Source organism: Sphaerisporangium sp. NPDC088356, from assembly GCF_040685555.1.
Taxonomy (GTDB): domain Bacteria; phylum Actinomycetota; class Actinomycetes; order Streptosporangiales; family Streptosporangiaceae; genus Sphaerisporangium.
Genome location: NZ_JBFBIK010000006.1, coordinates 1 through 17,554, shown reverse-complemented (window position 1 = coordinate 17,554; position 17,554 = coordinate 1). Strand labels below are relative to the sequence as shown.

The 17,554-nt window shown below is 70.9% G+C and carries 12 protein-coding genes; 8 read left to right on the top strand and 4 right to left on the bottom strand.

The genetic code is table 11. The features are described 5' to 3' along the window. The first annotated feature begins 190 nt into the window (after positions 1 to 190). Genes AB0O34_RS04220 through AB0O34_RS04210 form a run of 3 tightly spaced genes read left to right on the top strand, consistent with a single transcriptional unit; the run spans position 191 to position 6,650 of the window. The gene (locus AB0O34_RS04220; protein ID WP_363912418.1) at positions 191 to 1,498 is read left to right on the top strand and encodes a glycosyltransferase family 4 protein; all 1,308 of its coding nucleotides are present in this window, start codon (positions 191 to 193) and stop codon (positions 1,496 to 1,498) included. 20 nt (positions 1,499 to 1,518) lie between these two features. Continuing rightward, positions 1,519 to 5,664, top strand: coding sequence for an alpha-(1->3)-arabinofuranosyltransferase (locus AB0O34_RS04215; RefSeq protein ID WP_363912416.1), 4,146 nt, complete (start codon positions 1,519 to 1,521; stop codon positions 5,662 to 5,664). After that, the gene (locus tag AB0O34_RS04210; RefSeq protein WP_363912414.1) at positions 5,661 to 6,650 is read left to right on the top strand and encodes a DUF3068 domain-containing protein; all 990 of its coding nucleotides are present in this window, start codon (positions 5,661 to 5,663) and stop codon (positions 6,648 to 6,650) included. Before AB0O34_RS04215 ends, AB0O34_RS04210 begins: the two co-directional genes overlap by 4 nt. Here AB0O34_RS04210 and AB0O34_RS04205 read toward each other — a convergent pair. Further along, a complete protein-coding gene (locus AB0O34_RS04205) occupies positions 6,591 to 7,334 on the bottom strand; it encodes a class I SAM-dependent methyltransferase (protein ID WP_363912412.1) in 744 nt (247 codons plus the stop codon). The two genes, AB0O34_RS04210 and AB0O34_RS04205, sit on opposite strands and share 60 nt — an antisense overlap. A gap of 126 nt (positions 7,335 to 7,460) precedes the next feature. Here AB0O34_RS04205 and AB0O34_RS04200 point away from each other — a divergent pair, with 126 nt between their 5' ends. Then, entirely contained in the window at positions 7,461 to 9,338 is a 1,878-nt protein-coding gene (locus AB0O34_RS04200; RefSeq protein WP_363912410.1) for a hypothetical protein, read from the top strand. Here the strand turns inward: AB0O34_RS04200 and AB0O34_RS04195 are convergent. Further along, positions 9,292 to 10,629 carry an acyltransferase gene (locus AB0O34_RS04195; RefSeq protein WP_363912408.1) on the bottom strand — a complete coding sequence of 446 codons (1,338 nt, stop codon included), beginning with the start codon at positions 10,627 to 10,629 and terminating at the stop codon, positions 9,292 to 9,294. The two genes, AB0O34_RS04200 and AB0O34_RS04195, sit on opposite strands and share 47 nt — an antisense overlap. A gap of 201 nt (positions 10,630 to 10,830) precedes the next feature. Between AB0O34_RS04195 and AB0O34_RS04190 the strand changes: the two genes are divergently transcribed. The 4 genes from AB0O34_RS04190 (at position 10,831) to AB0O34_RS04175 (ending at position 14,905) form a co-directional block, all read left to right on the top strand. Continuing rightward, on the top strand, positions 10,831 to 11,775 hold the full coding sequence (locus AB0O34_RS04190) for a DUF3068 domain-containing protein (RefSeq protein WP_363912406.1): 945 nt from the start codon (positions 10,831 to 10,833) through the stop codon (positions 11,773 to 11,775). Between the two features lie 53 nt (positions 11,776 to 11,828). Next, positions 11,829 to 12,689, top strand: a complete 861-nt coding sequence (locus AB0O34_RS04185; RefSeq protein WP_363912584.1) for a decaprenyl-phosphate phosphoribosyltransferase — start codon at positions 11,829 to 11,831, stop codon at positions 12,687 to 12,689. 58 nt (positions 12,690 to 12,747) lie between these two features. Continuing rightward, positions 12,748 to 14,073 carry an FAD-binding oxidoreductase gene (locus AB0O34_RS04180; RefSeq protein ID WP_363912404.1) on the top strand — a complete coding sequence of 442 codons (1,326 nt, stop codon included), beginning with the start codon at positions 12,748 to 12,750 and terminating at the stop codon, positions 14,071 to 14,073. Between the two features lie 79 nt (positions 14,074 to 14,152). Beyond that, positions 14,153 to 14,905 (top strand): SDR family NAD(P)-dependent oxidoreductase, encoded by a 753-nt coding sequence (locus AB0O34_RS04175; protein WP_363912402.1) that lies wholly within the window; start codon positions 14,153 to 14,155, stop codon positions 14,903 to 14,905. Positions 14,906 to 15,286: 381 nt separating this feature from the next. Here AB0O34_RS04175 and AB0O34_RS04170 read toward each other — a convergent pair whose 3' ends face one another. Together AB0O34_RS04170 and AB0O34_RS04165 are read right to left on the bottom strand one after the other, a co-directional pair. Then, positions 15,287 to 16,063: a type I restriction enzyme HsdR N-terminal domain-containing protein gene (locus AB0O34_RS04170; RefSeq protein WP_363912582.1), complete on the bottom strand. Its 777-nt coding sequence runs from the start codon at positions 16,061 to 16,063 to the stop codon at positions 15,287 to 15,289. A gap of 964 nt (positions 16,064 to 17,027) precedes the next feature. After that, entirely contained in the window at positions 17,028 to 17,318 is a 291-nt protein-coding gene (locus tag AB0O34_RS04165) for a MerR family transcriptional regulator (protein WP_363912580.1), read from the bottom strand. Between the last annotated feature and the right edge of the window lie 236 nt (positions 17,319 to 17,554).

Genomic DNA, 17,554 nt, shown 5'->3' with positions numbered 1-17,554 from the left:
CAACAGATGATCTTCCACGGGCGGGTCTCACACCACGATCGGTGAGCCCGTCCGGTTCCACTTCAAACGAGCACGAGGCGTGGCTTCGCCATGCCGGAAAACATCCCGGAAAACCCGCGCCGGTGCTCGAAACCAGGCCCGAGCACGCGCGTAGCAGCCAGGGGGGGCTCGAGACACAGAAGGAGTGGTCGTGGTCGCACAGCAGGCGGGCCGGGCGCCCCACGATCCCGACGACGTGCCCGTACCTCCGACCGGGCCCATCGGCCCGCCCCGCCTCACGGTGGAGACGGCGCACGATCCGGACCGGCCTCTCCAGGACGTCAGGGTCGCGGTGCTGAACTTCCGGGAGCCGCTGCAGTCGGTCGCCGGCGGGGCCGAGGAGTACGCCTGGCAGGTCGGCCGGTACCTGGTCGGCCAGGGCGCATCGGTGCACTTCCTGACGAGCCGTGAGCCGGGACAGCCCGGCGGTGAGCGCCGTGACGGCATCGAGCTGCGGCGCATGGGCAACCGCTACCTGGTCTACCTGCTGGTCCCGCTGTGGATCCTGCTGCGCCGCCGCCGCTTCGACGTGGTCGTCGACTGCATGAACGGCATCCCGTTCTTCGCGCCGGTGGTGGCCGGCAGGCGTACGACCGTCGTCTCCCTGGTCCACCACGTGCACGACCGGCAGTTCTACGCGTTCTTCCCCCGCTGGCTCGCACGCGTCGGATGCTTCGTCGAGGGGCCGGTCGCGCGGCTGCTCTACCGCCGCTGCACCACCGTTACCGTGTCGGAGTCCTCTTGTACGGAGCTGCGCGAGCGGCTCGGCTGGCTCGCGCCCATCGAGGTCATCCCCAACGGCAGCCCCGCCGCGCGCCCGGTGGCCACCGGCGTCGGCGGCGAGGAGGTCACCGGAGACCCGGTCATCGCCTACCTCGGACGGCTGGTCGGCCACAAGCGGGTCGAACGCGTCGTGGAGCTGGTGGCCGAGCTGGGGGAGACCTGGCCCGGCCTGCACGTCCACGTGATCGGCCGTGGCCCCGAGTACGGCCCGCTCGGCCGCGGGGCCGCCGCGCTCGGGGTGACCGGCAGGGTCAGCCTGCACGGTTTCCTGTCCGAGCCGGAGAAGAACGCGGTGCTCGGCGCAGCGCGGCTCAACGTCACGGCGTCGGAGTTCGAGGGGTGGGGGCTCACGGTCATCGAGGCCGCCGCTCTCGGCGTGCCCACCGTCGCCTACGACGTGGCGGGCCTGCGCGACTCCGTGCGGCACGGCGTCACCGGCTGGCTCGTCCAGGACGGCGAGTCGCTGGCCGACGTGGTCGACCGGGCGCTGAAAGAGCTGGAGGACCCGGCGAGGCGCGCGGAGATCCAGCAGGCGTGCCGCGGCTGGGCGGCGGAGTTCTCGTGGGGAAGGACGGGCGCTAGGATGACCGGACTCATCACGGCCGAACTTGAGCGAAAGGGACACCCCCGGTCCCTAGGTCTCCGTCTTGCCACAGGTGAGAGCCATATTCCCTGAACCCCCGCCAAGGGTGCGTTTTGACCGCTGATGCCTGGTTCCGCCGTCTGACGGTCGGCCGTGCCGGGCCCGATGCCCCGGGAACCCGGCTGCGCGGACGGCTGCGCCTGCTGGCGAGTTGCCTGCTCCTCGGGGCGATCGCCTTCAACACCTCGCCCGGCGAGGTCATCGCCGAGACCAAGCTCGACATGGCGGTCAACCCGATCGGCTTCCTGGAACGTGCCGCCCACCTGTGGGACGACGCCTTCTTCGGTCACCTGCAGAACCAGGCGTACGGCTACCTGTTCCCGATGGGGCCCTTCTACGCACTGTTCCGCTGGCTCGACATGCCTCCGTGGAACATCCAGCGGCTGTGGATGACGCTGGTGCTGTGCGCGGCGTTCCTCGGGACCGAGCGGGTCGCGCGTGCGCTGCGTATCGGCACGCCCAACACCAGGATCCTGGCCGGGCTCGCCTACGCGCTCGCGCCGCACGCGCTGGCACTCATCGGTGTCAACTCCTCGGAGTTCCAGCCCAGCGCGGTGCTGCCGTGGATCCTGCTGCCGCTCGTGCGCGGCACCGGCCAGAGCATCAGCCCTCGCCGCGCCGCCGCGCTCTCGGCCGTCGCGTTCCTGTTCGCCGGGGGCATCAACGCCGCCGCCGAGCTGGCCGTGCTCGTCGTGCCGTTCCTGTACCTGCTCACCCGCCGGAGCGGCCCGCGCAAGCGGCGGCTGCTGGCCTGGTGGCTCGCGTGCGTCGCGGCCGTGTCGATGTGGTGGCTCGTCCCGCTGGTGCTGCTCGGCCGCTACATCTTCTCCTTCCTGCCCTTCATCGAGACCGCCGCCGCGACCACGGGCGTGACATCCCTGCTGAACACCCTGCGCGGCACGTCGAGCTGGATCTCCTTCCTGCCCGTGGACGGCAAGCCGTGGCTGCCCGCCGCCTACGACCAGGCGACCCAGCCGTGGCTGGTCGTCGTCACCGCCGCCGTCGCCGCCCTGGGAATCGCGGGGCTGGTCCGCAGGTCCACGCCCGAGCGCACGTTCCTGGTGCTGTGCGTGCTCGCCGGGGTGGTGATCGTCACCGCCGGGCACGCCGACGCGCTCACGTTCCCGTGGGCCGCGCAGTTCAGAGCCCTGCTCGACGGCCCGCTCGCCCCGTTCCGCAACCTGCACAAGTTCGACGCGCTGCTGCGGCTGCCGCTCGCCCTCGGCCTCGCCGCCCTGCCGGCGTGGCGCCCGGAGGCTACGCGGCTGGCGGCCGTCAGCGCGGGGCTGGCCGGGCTCGCCGTGCTGCCCGTCGCCACCTCGGGGATCACTCCCGCCGGGGCCTTCACCGACCTGCCCTCCTACTGGCGGGACGCCGCCACCTGGCTGAACGGCAACACCGGCCAGGGCATGGTGCTCGCGGTCCCCGGCTCCAAGCGCGGCGAGTACCTGTGGGGCCGCCCGCTCGACGAGCCGATGCAGTCGCTGCTGACCGTGCGCTGGGCCACGCACTCGAACGTGCCGTGGGGCTCGGCCGGGCTGGCACGCCTCCTCCAGGCCGTCGACGAGCGCTTCTCCAACGGCGAGGGCTCCGAAGGCCTCACGCTGACCCTGCGCCGCATCGGGGTGAAGTACCTGCTCGTCCGCAACGACCTGGCCCGCGACACCATCGGCTCGGCGTGGCCGGCCCGCGTCCACCAGACCATCGAGGACTCCGCGGGGCTGGTACGGGTCGCCCAGTTCGGCCCCCTGGTCGGCCAGATCTCCAGCCCCACCGCCTCGAACTGGTTCGACCAGGCCTACCCGGCCCTTGAGGTCTACGCGGTGCCCGATCCCGCGCCGGTCGCGGGCACCGTGCCCGCCGGCTCCACGCTGCGGATGGCGGGCGCTCCCGAGGGCGTGCTCGACATGGCGGAGCAGGGGGTGCTGAAGGACGACGCCCCGGTCCTTGTGGGAGACGAGCCCGGGGCCGCGTCGGTGCCCGCCAGGAAGACCGTGGTCACCGACACCCTGCGCAGGCGGCAGATGGTCTTCGGCGACGTCAGGCGGAGCTCCGGGCCGACGCTGACCGAGGGCGGGAAGCTCGACGCCACCACCGACCTGCTGGACCCCGCCTGGGCCTCCGCCACCTCGTCCGCGCGCTTCCTCGGGATCGACGACATCCGGGCGTCGTCCTCGGACGCCGACATCACCGCCGCGGCGGGGGAACGAGATCCGGGCCGCCTGCCGTTCGCCGCCTTCGACGGGGACGCGCGCACCGGATGGCGGTCGGACGGGTGGAACGGCGCGCTCGGCGAGTGGCTGGAGGCGCGGTTCGTCGAGCCGGTGCCGATGAAGGAGATCACGATCGCGTTCGACCAGGGCGCGATCGGACCGCCCGTCGCCGAGGTCGAGCTCTCGACCGCGGCGGGCGCGCGGCGCGTGCCCGTACGGGAGACCACCGATCCGCAGCTGTTCGCGCCTCCGCCGGGACCGACGACCTGGCTGCGCATCCGGGTCACCAAGCTGGCCTACCAGCCGAAGAGCTCCTTCGGCAGCCGGGTGGGCATCACCGAGGTCGCCATCCCCGGGGTGCGGCCGGCGCGGGCCATCGCCGCTCCGGGGCTGCCGGGGGGCGGCGACGCGGGGACCGTGATGCTGACCTCGCAGGACAAGGCCCCGGCCTGCATGCGCGGCTCGTCCGCCTGGACCTGCTCGAACCGGCTGGAGATCCTGGGCGAGGACGGCTACGGCTTCCAGCGGCTGTTCGCGGTGGACTCCAACCAGACGCGCACGCTGAGCGGTACGGCCGTGCTCACCGACCCGAGGTCGGCCGACCTGCTCACCACGCTGCCGAACGCCTACCCGCACGTGACCGCGTCCTCGACGATCACCGACTACCCGGCCGCGCTCGGGCGCTCGGCCATGGACGGCGACGAGAAGACGCTCTGGTACGCCCAGCCGTTCGACCGGCACCCCACGCTGTCGATCGACCTCGGCAGGGTCCATAGGTTCTCCCAGATCAAGGTGCTGTTCCCCGACTCCTTCCTCGGCAAGCCGCCGGTGAAGATCACCATCCGCACGGGGGCGCGCAGCGTCCAGGCGTGGATCGGCGGCGACGGGCGGGTGGCGTTCCCGGCGCTCACCACCCGGCGGCTCAGCATCGAGTTCACCGCGCCCGCCTCGCGGTCCATCGAGGTCACCGAGGTCTCCATCCCCGGAGTCAAGCCCCTCGGCCAGCTCGGCGGGTTCCCGCTCCGGCTGCCCTGCGGCTACGGCCCCACCCTTGAGGTCGACGGCAACACCGTGCCGACCCGCATCGTCGGCGGGACGCTCAACGACGTGCTGAACGGCCGTCCCCTCACCTACGCCGGGTGCACGCCGGTGCGGCTCATCCCGGGGATGACCTGGGTCGGCGCCCCGTTCAGCGACGCGTTCAGGGTCAGGTCGGCGGTCCTGCGCGGGGAGGCGGCCGCCGACGACGGCACCACCAGGATCCGGCCCGCCCGCGTCGAGAGCTGGGGGCCCGAGGAGCGGCGGCTGGCCGTCTCCACGAGCGAGCGCTCCTACCTGACCGTCGGCGAGAACTACAACCCCGGCTGGCACGCCTACCTGAAGGGCGCGCCGCTCACGCCCGTACGGCTCGACGGCTGGCGGCAGGCGTGGATCCTGCCTCCGGGCGCCGGGACGGTGGTGCTCCGGTACGAGCCGGACGCGCCGTACCGGGTGGCGCTGCTCGCCGGGTTCGGCCTGGTGCTGGTCGCCGCCGCGCTGGCGCTGACACGCGCGAGGCCGGGGCGCCGCCCGCCCAGGACGGGCGCGGGCCGGGTCGGGGCCCGCTGGGTCTGGCCCGCCGCGCCGCTGGCCGGCCTGTGGATCGGCGGGTACGCGGGCGCGGCGGTGCTGTCGGCGCTGGCGCTCGTGGGACTGTGGCTTCCCCGCGTGCTCGCCGCCCAGCACGCCGGCGGCGGCCGGGCGCGGCGCGCCGCCCGGATCGTGCTGTCGCCCTGGGTGCCCGCGTGGGCGCTGGTCCTGGCCGGGCTGAGCGCCGCGGTGGGCGCCGCGTACCAGGTCACGCTCCTGACCGGCCTGGTGCCCCAGCTCTGCTGCCTCGTGGTGGTCGCCCGGCTGCTGGCCGCCGTACCGTCCCTTGAGCCCTCCCCGCCCCCGGCGCCCGCACCGAGGCACCGCGAAGGCACGCTGACGGAGGTGGGCGGGTGACCCGCGAGCAAGCGCTCAGGACCATCCCGTACGTCGTGTTGGCGTTCCTGGTGACGATGGCGGTGCTGCTGCGCTACTACGTCTACGGCAACAGCCTGATGCTGCCCCTCGAACAGCGCCGGATCACCCACCTCACCGCCCCGGCGGCCACCTACCTCGACACCGCGACCTTCCAGGTCCGTACGGGCGTGCCGGTGACCGACACGGTGTCGCTCTACGGCGATCCGGTGGCGGGGGACGCGCACACCGCGGTGTGGGTGGAGTTCTCGTCCCTGGAGACGCGATACGGCCAGCGGATCGACTACCACGAGCGCCGCACGGCCTTCGACCGGCACACCGGGCTGTCGGTCGACTGCTGCGAAGCGTACATCGACACCGACACGGCCGTGCGGCAGACGGGGCTGGCGTTCCGGTTGCCGTACGGGGCCGAGCCACGCGGGTACCCGATCTTCGACACGGTGCTCAAGCGCCAGGTCACGCTGCGGTACGAGGGCGAGGAGGACGTCGAGGGCCTGCCCACCTACCGCTACTCCTACACCGTCGGCCCGGCCAAGGTGGAGGACCTGCCCGACCAGGTGCCGGGCAAGGTGCTCGGGCTGCCCGCGTGGAAGCTCGTCAGCGTGGCGAGGTACGTGCGGATCACCAGGACGATGTGGGTCGAGCCCGAGAGCGGCCTGCCGGTCCGCGTGCGGGAGCAACGGGTGGACACCCTGCGCACCCCCGACCAGGTGGACCGCCTGGTGAGCTTCCAGGCCGACCTCGCCACCGAGCCGGGGGACGTGGACGCCCAGGTGGGCGAGGCCGCGGGGTACCGGCGATGGGCGATCATGATCCGCGACGTGTTCCCGGTCGTCTGCCTCGCGCTCGCGCTCGCGGTGATCCCGGTCGCGCTCGCCGTGCGCCTCCGCCGCCGGAAGCCGGACGGGTCAGCGGCGGCGCAGGACGAGCAGCAGGTTCCAGGTCACGATCTCGCGGACGCCGGGTAGCCGCACCACGCCGGTGGCCCACTCGGGGTGGTACCGAGGTCGCGCGTCCAGCACCTCCGCGTCCGTACGCGACCGGGCCCAGCGCAGGGCGCCGGCCACCGACACCGGGTACAGGCTCTCGCCGTACAGGTTCTTGGGGCGGTGGCCCTGGCGGCCGGTGTAGCGGCGCGCGGCGCGGTGGCCGCCGAGGTAGTGCCAGGGGGAGGTCTCGTGGCCGCCCCAGGGCGAGAGCCAGTTGGTGAACGACAGGTAGACGACCCCGCCCGGCCGGGTGACCCGTACCATCTCGCCGGCCATGCGCCAGGGGTCGGGGACGTGCTCCAGCACGTTGGAGGAGAAGCAGACGTCCACCGAGGCGTCGCGCAGCGGGATGTCCAGCGCGCTCCCGAGCACCGCGCCCTCGGGGACGGCGCCATCCCTGGCCATCATCTCCCCGGCGTCGCAGTCGACGCACAGCGTCCTCGCGCCGTGGGCCCGCAGTACCTCGGTGAAGTACCCAGGCCCGCCGCCCACGTCGGCCACGAGCGCGCCCGGCAGGGCGGTGTAGGTCGCGAGCTGGGCCGCGGTGTCCCGGGCGAGCATGCCGTAGAAGAGGTCCGGGTCCGTCTGCTCCTTGCGGAAGGCCGACAGCAGCCGGACCGACCGGCCCAGCGTGGCGCGGAAGGGCGCGTTCGAGGTCTCCACGTCTGCTTCCATTCACAGGACTGTTCGGGTGCCCGGGAGCATAACACCGCGTTGCGCCTGGTTTACGGGGCTCGTAGGGTGTTCGTTACTCGGGGGTAGCAACCGGCGCGTGATCGGAGGGGACCGTTGCCGCAGACCGCGGAGGTCGAGCAGCCGGAGCGGCCGGCCGTACGCATCGCCTACCCGCCGTGGATGGCGCGCCTCGCGAACCCCGTGCTGCTGCTCGGCACGCTGCTGGTGGTCGCGTCGATGGGGCTGCGCGTGCCCATCCTGCGCAGCGCGTACTTCATCGAGGACGACCTGCTGTTCGTCGGCGACGCCTACGAGCACGACCTGACGTTCGACTTCCTGTTCCGCGTCCACAAGGGCCATCTGATGCCCGGCGCGCTCGGGCTGACGTGGGTGGAGTCCCGGCTCGCCGCCTACGACTGGCTGCTGGTCGCCTCGGTGACCTTCGTCCTCCAGGCGCTGGTCGCGGTGCTGATGTTCCGCCTGCTGTGGTCGCTGTTCGGCCCCCGCATGGGCATCCTGCTGCCGCTCGCGGTGTACCTGTTCTGCCCGCTCACCATCCCGGCCTTCAGCTGGTGGTCGGCGGCGCTCAACGCCGTCCCGCTGCAGCTCGCGATCGTGCTCGCGCTGTCGGCGCAACTCCGCCACGCGCGCGGCGAGGGCACGAGGCACGCGTGGAAGGCCCTGCTCTGGGTGGTCTTCGGCATGGCGTTCAGCACCAAGGGCGTCTTCGTGTCGCTGCTGCTGTTCGCCCTGACCACCGCGTACCTGCGGGTGGACAGGGCCGGGTGGCTCACCTCCGCGGCGCGGGAGCTCCGCGAGCACTGGCGGCTCTGGGGGGTGCACGTCCTGCTCATGGGCGGCTACACGGCCCTCTACCTGTCGCGTCAGTACACCGCGCCGGGGGAGGGCGCGGCGATCCCCAAGCCGGGCGTCGCCGCCGACCTGCTCGGGACGCTGCTCGGCCGCACCCTGCCCACCGGCGTGGTCGGCGGCCCGCTGTCGTGGGGTCCCGTGCCGTCCACGGGCGGCATGGCCGACCCCTCCACGCTCCTCGTCGCCGCAGCCTGGGCCGCGCTCGCCGTCCTGGTGGGCGCCACCCTGCTCTACCGTCGCCGGGCGGCGCGCGCGTGGCTCATCGTCGCGGTGTACCTCGTCGCCGTCGACGCCGTGCCCACGGTGATCGCCCGGGGCACCGCGCTCGGGCTGGTCGGGGCCGAGACCCGCTACGTCGCCGACGCCGTCGTGGTGTTCGCCGTCTGCCTCGGCGTCGCCCTGCTGCCGCTGCGTGACGAGCCCGCCCCCTACCGCAGGCCCGTCCCGGCCGGCACCGTCGTCCCTCTGGTGACCGGGCTGGCCGCCGGGGCGTACCTGACCATGTCGGTGGTCTCCATCGAGAACTTCCGGCAGACCCTCTCCGGAGACCAGGTACGGACCTACCTCGGCAACGTGCGCACGGCCCTGGCCAAGGCCCCGGCCGACACGGTGATCTTCTCGCGGCCGGTGCCCGACTCCATCGTGCTGCCCTGGAACGGCAGCCGCCGCCTCAGCCACCACCTGCTCGCCCCGCTGGCCGCTCCGGCGCTCCGTGCCCGGATGCACGTGCCCGAGCCGTCCGACCACGCCATGGTGTTCGACGACAGCGGCAAGCTGGTCCCGGTGAGCGTCACCCCCGACTTCGCCCAGGTCCCGCCCCCGAAGAAGAAGTGCCTGCCCACGCTGGACGGCTCGGTCTACTACCCCGAAGCGGTCAGCTGGGGCGGGCCGGACGGGGTGGCGGGCCTCGTCTACTCGGCCAAGCGGCCGACCTCGGTCTCCATCGAGGTCAGCGGCCAGAGCCAGCAGCTCAACCTGGCGGTCACCTCGGGCCGGCTGCTGCACTTCCCGATCCTGACGTCGGGCAAGGGCCTGCTCCTGCGGATCGACGACCCCTCCGCGGGGGTCTGCCTCAAGGGGTTCGCGCTTGGGACGGCGGCTCCGGTGAACGGGCGCTGAGAGCGGAGGGCCGCAGGAAGCGGACCAGCCCGCGCGCCGGCTCCTCGACGTACTTGTAGGTCAGCGCCGCGAGCGCGATCGTCAGCGCGCCGACCACGAGGAGGTTGCTCACGAAGTTCCCAGAGAACGGCTGCTGCTCGCTGAGATCGTACCACATGTAGAGCGCGATGAACTGCCACAGGAAGATCCCGTAGGAGATGCGCCCGAAGTAACGCATCACCGGGTTGCCGAGCAGCCGGGCCACGGGGGTGCCGCCGCGCGACAGCGTGGCGCACGGGGCCACCAGGCACAGGGCGATCGTGCTGTAGAGGGCCAGCTCGAACACGCCGCTCCAGACCCCGTCGACGCCCGAGAACCGGGGACCGGTCACCGGGGATGCCGCGACCGCGTAGGCGAGGCCGGCCACCGCCCACAGCGTGCCCGGCGAGGCGTTCACGGCGCGGACCAGGCGCCCGGCCGGGCCGTCCTGGTCGCGGCGCGCCCACACCGACACCACGGCCAGTGCCATGCCGGGCGCGAAGAACGTCAGCGCGCGCGGGAGCCAGGTGTTCATGTACGGCCGGTAGTCGGGGTAGTAGCTCAGGATCGTCCACAGGTAGGAGACCGCGGCGAGCGCGGCGAGGCCCAGCAGCAGGCGCCTCGCCCGCCGCCCGGCGTCCCCGCCGCCCCGGCGCGCGAACCAGGCGAGCCCCGCGGCCAGCAGCGGAAGCACCAGGTAGAACGCCACCTCCACGCACAGGCTCCACATCTGGGCGAGCCCCTTCGGGCCGAGGCCGAACCACCAGGGGTGGGTCTCGTAGTTCTGCGCGAGGAGCACCATCTGCAGCCACGTCTTGACGTCGCCGAGGTGGTCGCGCGACCACAGCAGCATGGCGATGACCACGACCAGCCAGTAGGCGGGCAGGATGCGCAGCGCCCGCTTGACCAGGTAGGTCCCGGTGCTGGGATGCCCGGTCCCGTCCACGACGGCTCTGGCGTACGGGCGGTACAGGAGCAGTCCGGAGAGCGTGAAGAAGATCGGCACGGCCACGTCGCCGCGTGAGAGCAGGGCGGCGAAGAAGTTGTTCTGCAGGGCGGTGGCCGACTCGAAGGCGACGTGGAAGATCAGGACCGCGAAGGCGGCGACGGCCCGCATCCCGTCGAGCGCGTCGAGATGCCCGGACGGCGACGGCGGCCCATCGGGCTTGTGTCCCGCTTCGCCCGCTTCCGGTCGCGTCCCGGGTTCCGGCTCACGGGTCGCGGCGACGGTGGCCGTCGAGGGATCGGTGCCCGACGCGTCCCGGGAGCCCAACCTAGAACCTGTTTCTGTCACTTTTCCGCATCCCTCGTGACGTGGGGTCACTCGCCCAACTAACATATCCCGAAATAGAACTTTGTTTTAGGACATATCGTCGCGAGTACCCCCGCGCGTACCGTCACCAGTTGTCGAGAGCAAGAACATTCCCGCCGCCCGGGTGCAAGCCCGGTCCGGCGGGCACCCCCAGGAGGAGCGATGGGCCGCGTCGTCGGAATTGTTCTGTTAGGAGTAGGCACGTTCCTGATCGCGCTGGCACCGCTCGTGAGGTTCCAGGTCGCGAGTCAGCTCATCGCCGCGCCGGCCGATCAGTACGGCATCACCAAGCTGACCGCCGACAACGCCCAGTACTTCAGTGCCGGTGACCTGAAGGTGCTCACCGGAACCCTCGACATCACCGTCACCACCCGGGGGGACGTCACGGACTCCACGGACGACAAGGTCGTCTGGGACCAGTTCACCTCGGTCAGCGACGTGACCAACAACAGGCCCGGCATCTCGATGACGGAGTTCCGCAGCGCCTTCAACAAGTACACGGGTGCGGCGGTCAACTGCTGCGGGGCGAGCATCGACAAGCAGCCGGTGAAGCTGGACGGGCAAATCTTCCTGTTCCCGTTCGGCGCGGAGAAGAAGACCTACAAGGTGTTCAACTCCAGCACCGGCGCGGCGTACGACGCCACGTTCGACGGCGAGGACACCGTCAACGGGCTGCGGGTCTACAGGTACGTCCAGCAGGTGCCCGCCACCAAGATCCAGACGCTGACCGCGCCGGCCTCCGTGATGGGCATCGACGAGGCCGGTGACGTGCAGCTCGGGCGCTGGTACGACGGCACGGTCACGTTCTGGGTGGAGCCGACGAGCGGCGTGCCGGTCAGGCAGGAGCAGCGGCGTCACGAGGTGCTCAAGACCGAGGACGGCGTCGAGCGCAAGCCGGCGCTGATCGCCACCGCGAAGTACACCCCGCAGACCACCGACGACCTGGTGAAGAAGGCGATCGAGTCCAGGGACCAGATCGGCCTGATCAAGACCACGGTCCCGGTCGTCCTGCTCGTCGCCGGGCTGCTGGTGATCGTCGCCGGGGCGTTCCTCGTCGTCCGGAGCCGTCCGGCGGCGTCGCGGCGCGGGAGCGCCGGGGATTCGTGACCGCCGGGCAAACGGGAGTGCGGCCGTCGGACACCGTTCCGGCGGCCGTCGGCATGGGCGCGCGGATCCGGGGTTTCGCCCGCGCGTGCCGGCCCCGCCAGTGGCTGAAGAACGTCCTGGTCTTCGCCGCCCCGGCCGCCGCCGGGGTGCTGACCACCCCGTCGGGCCTGCTCGACGCCCTGGTGGCGTTCGTGGCGTTCTGCCTGGCCGCCAGCGGGGCGTACCTGCTCAACGACGCGGCCGACGCCGAGGCCGACCGGCGCCACCCGCGTAAACGCCTTCGCCCCATCGCGGCCGGCATCGTGCCGGTGCGGGCGGCGCGGGTGGCCGGGGCCCTGTTCATCGTGGCGGCGCCCGCTTTCGCGTTCCTCGCCGGCGGCTGGCGGCTGCCGGCGGTCGTGGCGGGCTACCTCGTCCTGACCCTCTCCTACACCTACTGGCTCAAGCACGAGGTGGTCGTCGACCTCGTCGCCGTCGCCGGGTGCCACGTGATCAGGGCCTTCGCCGGCGCGGTCGCGGTGGGCGTGCCCGTGACGAGCTGGTTCCTGGTGGTGATCTCGCTCGGCTCGCTCCAGGTGGTGGTGGGCAAGCGGGAGGCCGAAATGCGCAACCAGGGCACGAACGGCACCCGCGCGACCCTGGTCACCTACACCACGACCTACCTCGCGCACGTACGCTCCATGGCCTCGGGCGCGATGATCGTCACGTACTGCCTGTGGGCGCTGCAGATCCACGCGGACACCCTCTATGGTGTGAGCATCGTCCCGTTCGTCCTCATCGTGCTGCGGCACAACCTGCTGGTCGACCGGGGGATCGGGGAGGAGCCGGAGGAGCTCGCGCTGCGCGACCGGCCGCTTCAGCTCTTCACCGCCCTGCTCGTCATCCTGCTCGTCGTCGGAATCTACGTGCGATGACCTCCCACACGCCGCCGGATCCCGGTGAGATGACCTTCGCCCTCAGGACTCGTTCGCGATGACCTTCCTGTCCGGCTGGGGGCGCACCGCTCCCACGCCCGCCACGCTCGTCACGCCGCGAACGCCGTCCGAACTGGCCGCTCTGGTCAGCGGGGCGCCGCCGCGCGGGCTCATCGCGCGCGGGCTCGGCCGGGCGTACGGCGACGCCGCCCAGAACGCCGGTGGTGTGGTGGTGGACGTCGCGGGGATGGAAACGCGCTGGTCGCTGGATCCGGCCACGGGCGTGGTGACCGCGACCGCCGGGGTGAGCCTGCACGACCTGATGCGCGCGCTCGTCCCGCGAGGGTGGTTCGTCCCGGTCACGCCGGGGACCCGCCACATCACCCTGGGCGGAGCCGTCGCGGCCGACGTGCACGGCAAGAACCACCACGTGGACTCCTCCTTCGGCGCGCACCTCCGGTCGATGACGCTCATCACGGCCGACGGGACGACCCGCACGCTGGAACCAGGAGACGAGCTGTTCTGGGCCACCGTGGGCGGCATGGGCCTGACCGGGCTGATCACCGAGGTGAGCTTCGCCTGCGTCCCCGTCGAGACCTCCCGCATGCGCGTGGACGTCGAGCGCACCCGCGACCTCGACCACACGCTGGAGGTCATGACGGCCACCGACGACCGCTACCGCTACACCGTCGCGTGGATCGACCTGCTCGCCCGGGGGTCCCGGATGGGCCGCAGCGTGCTGACACGGGGAGACCACGCACGCCGTGACGAGATCCCGGCGGATGCCGCCCCCCTGGCCTTCGCCCCCTCCTCACGGCTGCCCGCCCCGCCGTGGGCGCCGAACGGCCTGCTCAACCGGCTGACCGTGCGCGCGTTCAACGAGGCCTGGTACGCCAAGTCGCGCGAGCGGCAGGTCATCCAGGACATCGCCCCCTTCTTCCACCCGCTGGACTTCGTGGACGGGTGGAACCGCGTCTACGGCTCGCGGGGGTTCGTTCAGTACCAGTTCGTCGTGCCCTTCGGTGCCGAGGGGACGCTCCGGCGCGTCGTGTCGCGTCTGTCGTCGGAGGGAGTGGTGTCCTTCCTGACCGTGCTGAAGCGATTCGGGGCGGGGACGCCGGGCATGCTGTCCTTCCCCATGCCGGGTTGGACGCTCGCGCTGGACATCCCGGCCGGCCAGGCGGGCCTCGCGGGGCTGCTGCGGGAGTTCGACGAGTGGGTCGCCGGCGCCGGCGGGCGCCTCTACCTCGCCAAGGACGCGCGGATGCGGGCCGAGCTGCTGCCCCTCATGTACCCGCGCCTGCCGGAATGGCGCAAGATACGCGAGAGCGTCGACCCGGAGGGGGTCTTCCGCTCCGACCTGGCAAGGAGACTCTCGCTGTGAACCGAGCGAAGTACGGACCCGGCGACGAGACTCGCCCTGTGAACCGAGCGAAGTACGGACCTGACGAGGAGACCGGCCTGTGAAGAACGCCCTGGGATCGGTGGACTCGGTGCTGCTGCTCGGCGGGCGCAGCGAGATCGGCCTCGCCATCGTGGAGCGGCTCGTCCGTGATGGGGCCCGTCGGGTCGTGCTGGCCGCGCGCGGCGAGGCGGAGGCCGCGGCCGTACGGCTGAAGGGCCTCGGCGCCGACGTCCACGTGCTGCACTTCGACGCGACCGAGCCGGAGACGCACGAGCAGGTCATCGCCTCCGCCGCCCAGTTCGCCGGGGACCTCGACGTCGTCGTCGCGGCCTTCGGCGTGCTGGGGGACCAGGCGGCGTACGAGGCCGACCCGGTGTCGGCGGCCCGCTCCGTGGCGGTCAACCTAGGCGGTCACGTGTCGGCGGGACTGTTCGCCGCTCGCCGGCTGCGCGAGCAGGGCCACGGCACGCTCGTCGTCCTGTCGTCAGTGGCCGGCGTGCGCGTGCGGCGGGCCAACTTCGTGTACGGGGCGGCGAAGGCGGGCCTGGACGGCTTCGCCCAGGGCCTCGGCGACGCCCTGCACGGCTCCGGCGTCCGCGTGATGGTCGTACGCCCGGGGTTCGTCACCGGGCGGATGACGGCGGGAATGCCGCCCGCCCCCATGGCCACCACGCCGGGAGCGGTCGCCGACACCGTGGCCGAGGGCCTGCGCGGCGGCGCCGAGACGGTCTGGGTGCCGGGCAAGCTCCGCCCGGCCTTCGCGCTGATGCGCGCACTTCCCCGATCACTATGGCGCCGCATGCCTCGCTAGAACATGTTCTAGTGGTGGGAGAACACCGAGTTACTTGTGAGTAGACAGGTGCTCTCGCCTGCCGGAACGGCCCTACAAAGTAGAACGCGTTCTACACTCGCCCGGCCGTACTGAGGGCTCCCCATGCCCGATCCGCGGCCGGCCGACGAAGAGGATCGCCCCCGCCAGCGCTAGGAGTGACCTCGGCAACCGGCTCACCCGCCTCGGCCCTCCCGACACCTGCCCCGCCGGTTGGAGGCCGACCTGCCGCAGGGGGCGACGAGGTGACAGCAGCGCTGACGGTGACATCTGCCACCACTGGGACCGTGGCAGCGGTACATGACTTCTGATCTCGTGTACGTCCGCACAAAAGCGGGGTGTCATGGTCCCCAATCGCTGAATCTAGGGAAGAGCATCAGGGCGCAGTACTTCTTCGCGGAGGATCCGTGCCAGGTCTTTGGTTTCCGCGTTGTGGCTGGTCTGACGCCGGACTTCTTTGCGAATGGATTCTAGAACCACCTCCGACAAGACCACTTGAGCGAGAGCCCTGGGAGACGTTGCGGCGCGAGCCTTCCAGAGATCATCGATCAGGCGCCGCTTGAACGCATCTTTGCTCAAGTAAAACAGTGAATCCGTCTTGGCGGCTAAGCTGGTGTCGCCGAGCAAATCGACATCAAGCGCAAGGTCGATGATGACTGGCAGGCCGCCCGTCATGTGGTAAACCTGCCACACTTGGCCGTTGGTGAGAATCATCCATTCCACGCCCTCATTCACCGCGTACATCTGTACCTGTCGCAAGTGCTTGACGCCGAGCTTCTGAGTACAGCGCTTGACCTCGATGAAAGCTACGAGCTGCTTGTCGACGCGGACGCCGTAGTCGGCGAACTCACCCTTCACCTGGTATTCGGTGGTCAGTTCCTCGTACTTGTCGTATCCCAGTCCGTCACAGAGGAAGTCGGTCACCAGGAGGCGAGTGTCCCCCTCGTTGGCATCCCTGGCGACGAGGTCTGCGAGAGGCTTTGAATAGCGTCGGATGGCTGCTCGGACGCGATCACGAGCGTCTGTCTCCCACTTGGGAGCGGTTCGCGACGGAGATGCCTTCTTCGCGAGTGTCGGTTCAGGATTCGAGATCTTCGTGGAGGATGACAGAGTGGCCGCGTGGTCCGTAGTAGATGTCATATCTGCCGCCTGCTCACCCATGTTGCCCGCCCTTGTCTCTGGTATCGCGACAACGCAGGATAGGGGCAAGCCTTCCGGCGGCGCAGGTGATTGCAGATCTCGATATAGGTCGTCCCGGGGCGTTCTTGAGGTGAAAGCTCATCTAGGACAGGTGGCTGCGTCCCTTTTGATGTAGATAACACTCTTTTAGGCTTCAGATCTGGTGTTCCAGGTATCAGAACAGGAGTTCGCCGAGGAGCTGTACCGCGCCGGCAGCACGGGGCGGTATGCGAATCTGATCCGCGTGCTCGAGGCGACACTGAAATGCTCACAGGCGCAGCGTCCGGCGTCATCCTGGGGAGGTCCTAGCAGAATGAAGCAGCCAGCCTCGATCGCCCGCTGGCGACGCTGGCTTCCTGGGCCGGAGAGCGTCTGGTAAGTGATCGCGGTCGGTGCGGTTGACTGATCGTGCATGGTGAGACGTGGTGAGCTGACCGATAGGGCCTGGCAGCGGATAGAGCCGCTGCGGCGGCCTGCCATGGACGGGCATCTACGGCTCGTCTCATCGGTGGAGGTTGTCCCCGCACCCTCCCAGACCAGCTGGATGCCGACGTGCCCGGACGAGTTGCTGGGGTGATCGCCGGCATCGGCGAGACGTGATTTGTGGACATCAGATGGGCAGTTCGCACCAGGTGGTGAGGACTGATCGCGCCTGGTCAAAGCAGGGGTGTAGGCAGTGCCTCCCGGCACATAGGTCGGTCACCGTCCCGTCTGAGATCACGTCCCGCAGAGTGGTGGATTTCTCGCCTGCCCAGCCCTGTTTACCCTGGTAGGCGACACGGCCAAGATCGTTGATCCACCACTCGGCGGGACGCCATCCCCGTCCCCTGCCGTCGTCCCCCCTCGGGGAGCGGGCCGGTTGCGGGGGGCAAGGCGCGGCCGTGAGGTGTCGGGGTGACAATGCCGGAGGCGAGGTCGCCGGCATTCATGCCGAGCGGCGGCTCGCGTGGTCGGATCGTTGGCCGCGGGCCCGCTGGAGTTCGGTGTTGAGACGTAGGGCTTCGGCGAGCTGGTCTTCCAGGATGATGATGCGGCAGGCGGCCTCCAGGGCGGTGCCCTGGTCGACCAGTTCGCGGGCGCGGGCGGCCAGGCGCAGCTGGTAGCGCGAGAAGCGGCGGTGGCCGCCCTCGGAGCGCTGCGGCTCGATCAGTTTGGCGGCGCCCAGGTTACGCAGGAACGCCGGGGTGACGCCGAGGATCTCGGCGGCCCGGCCCATGCTGTAGGCGGGGTAGTCTTCATCGTCGAACCGGTGACCGGAGATGTCACTCGGCGTGGCGGGGAGCTCATCGGCTCTTCCCGCGGTGTCGGCCTTGCTGGCCGTTTCAGCCTTATCGGCGGTGTCACGGAGCGTGGGCTCCGAGCGGACGGCCGATGCCATCGGTGCTTGATCCATACAACCTTCCCACAATGCCAACAGGGGCCCCCGCGGCCGGGTGGCCCCGGGGCCCGAGC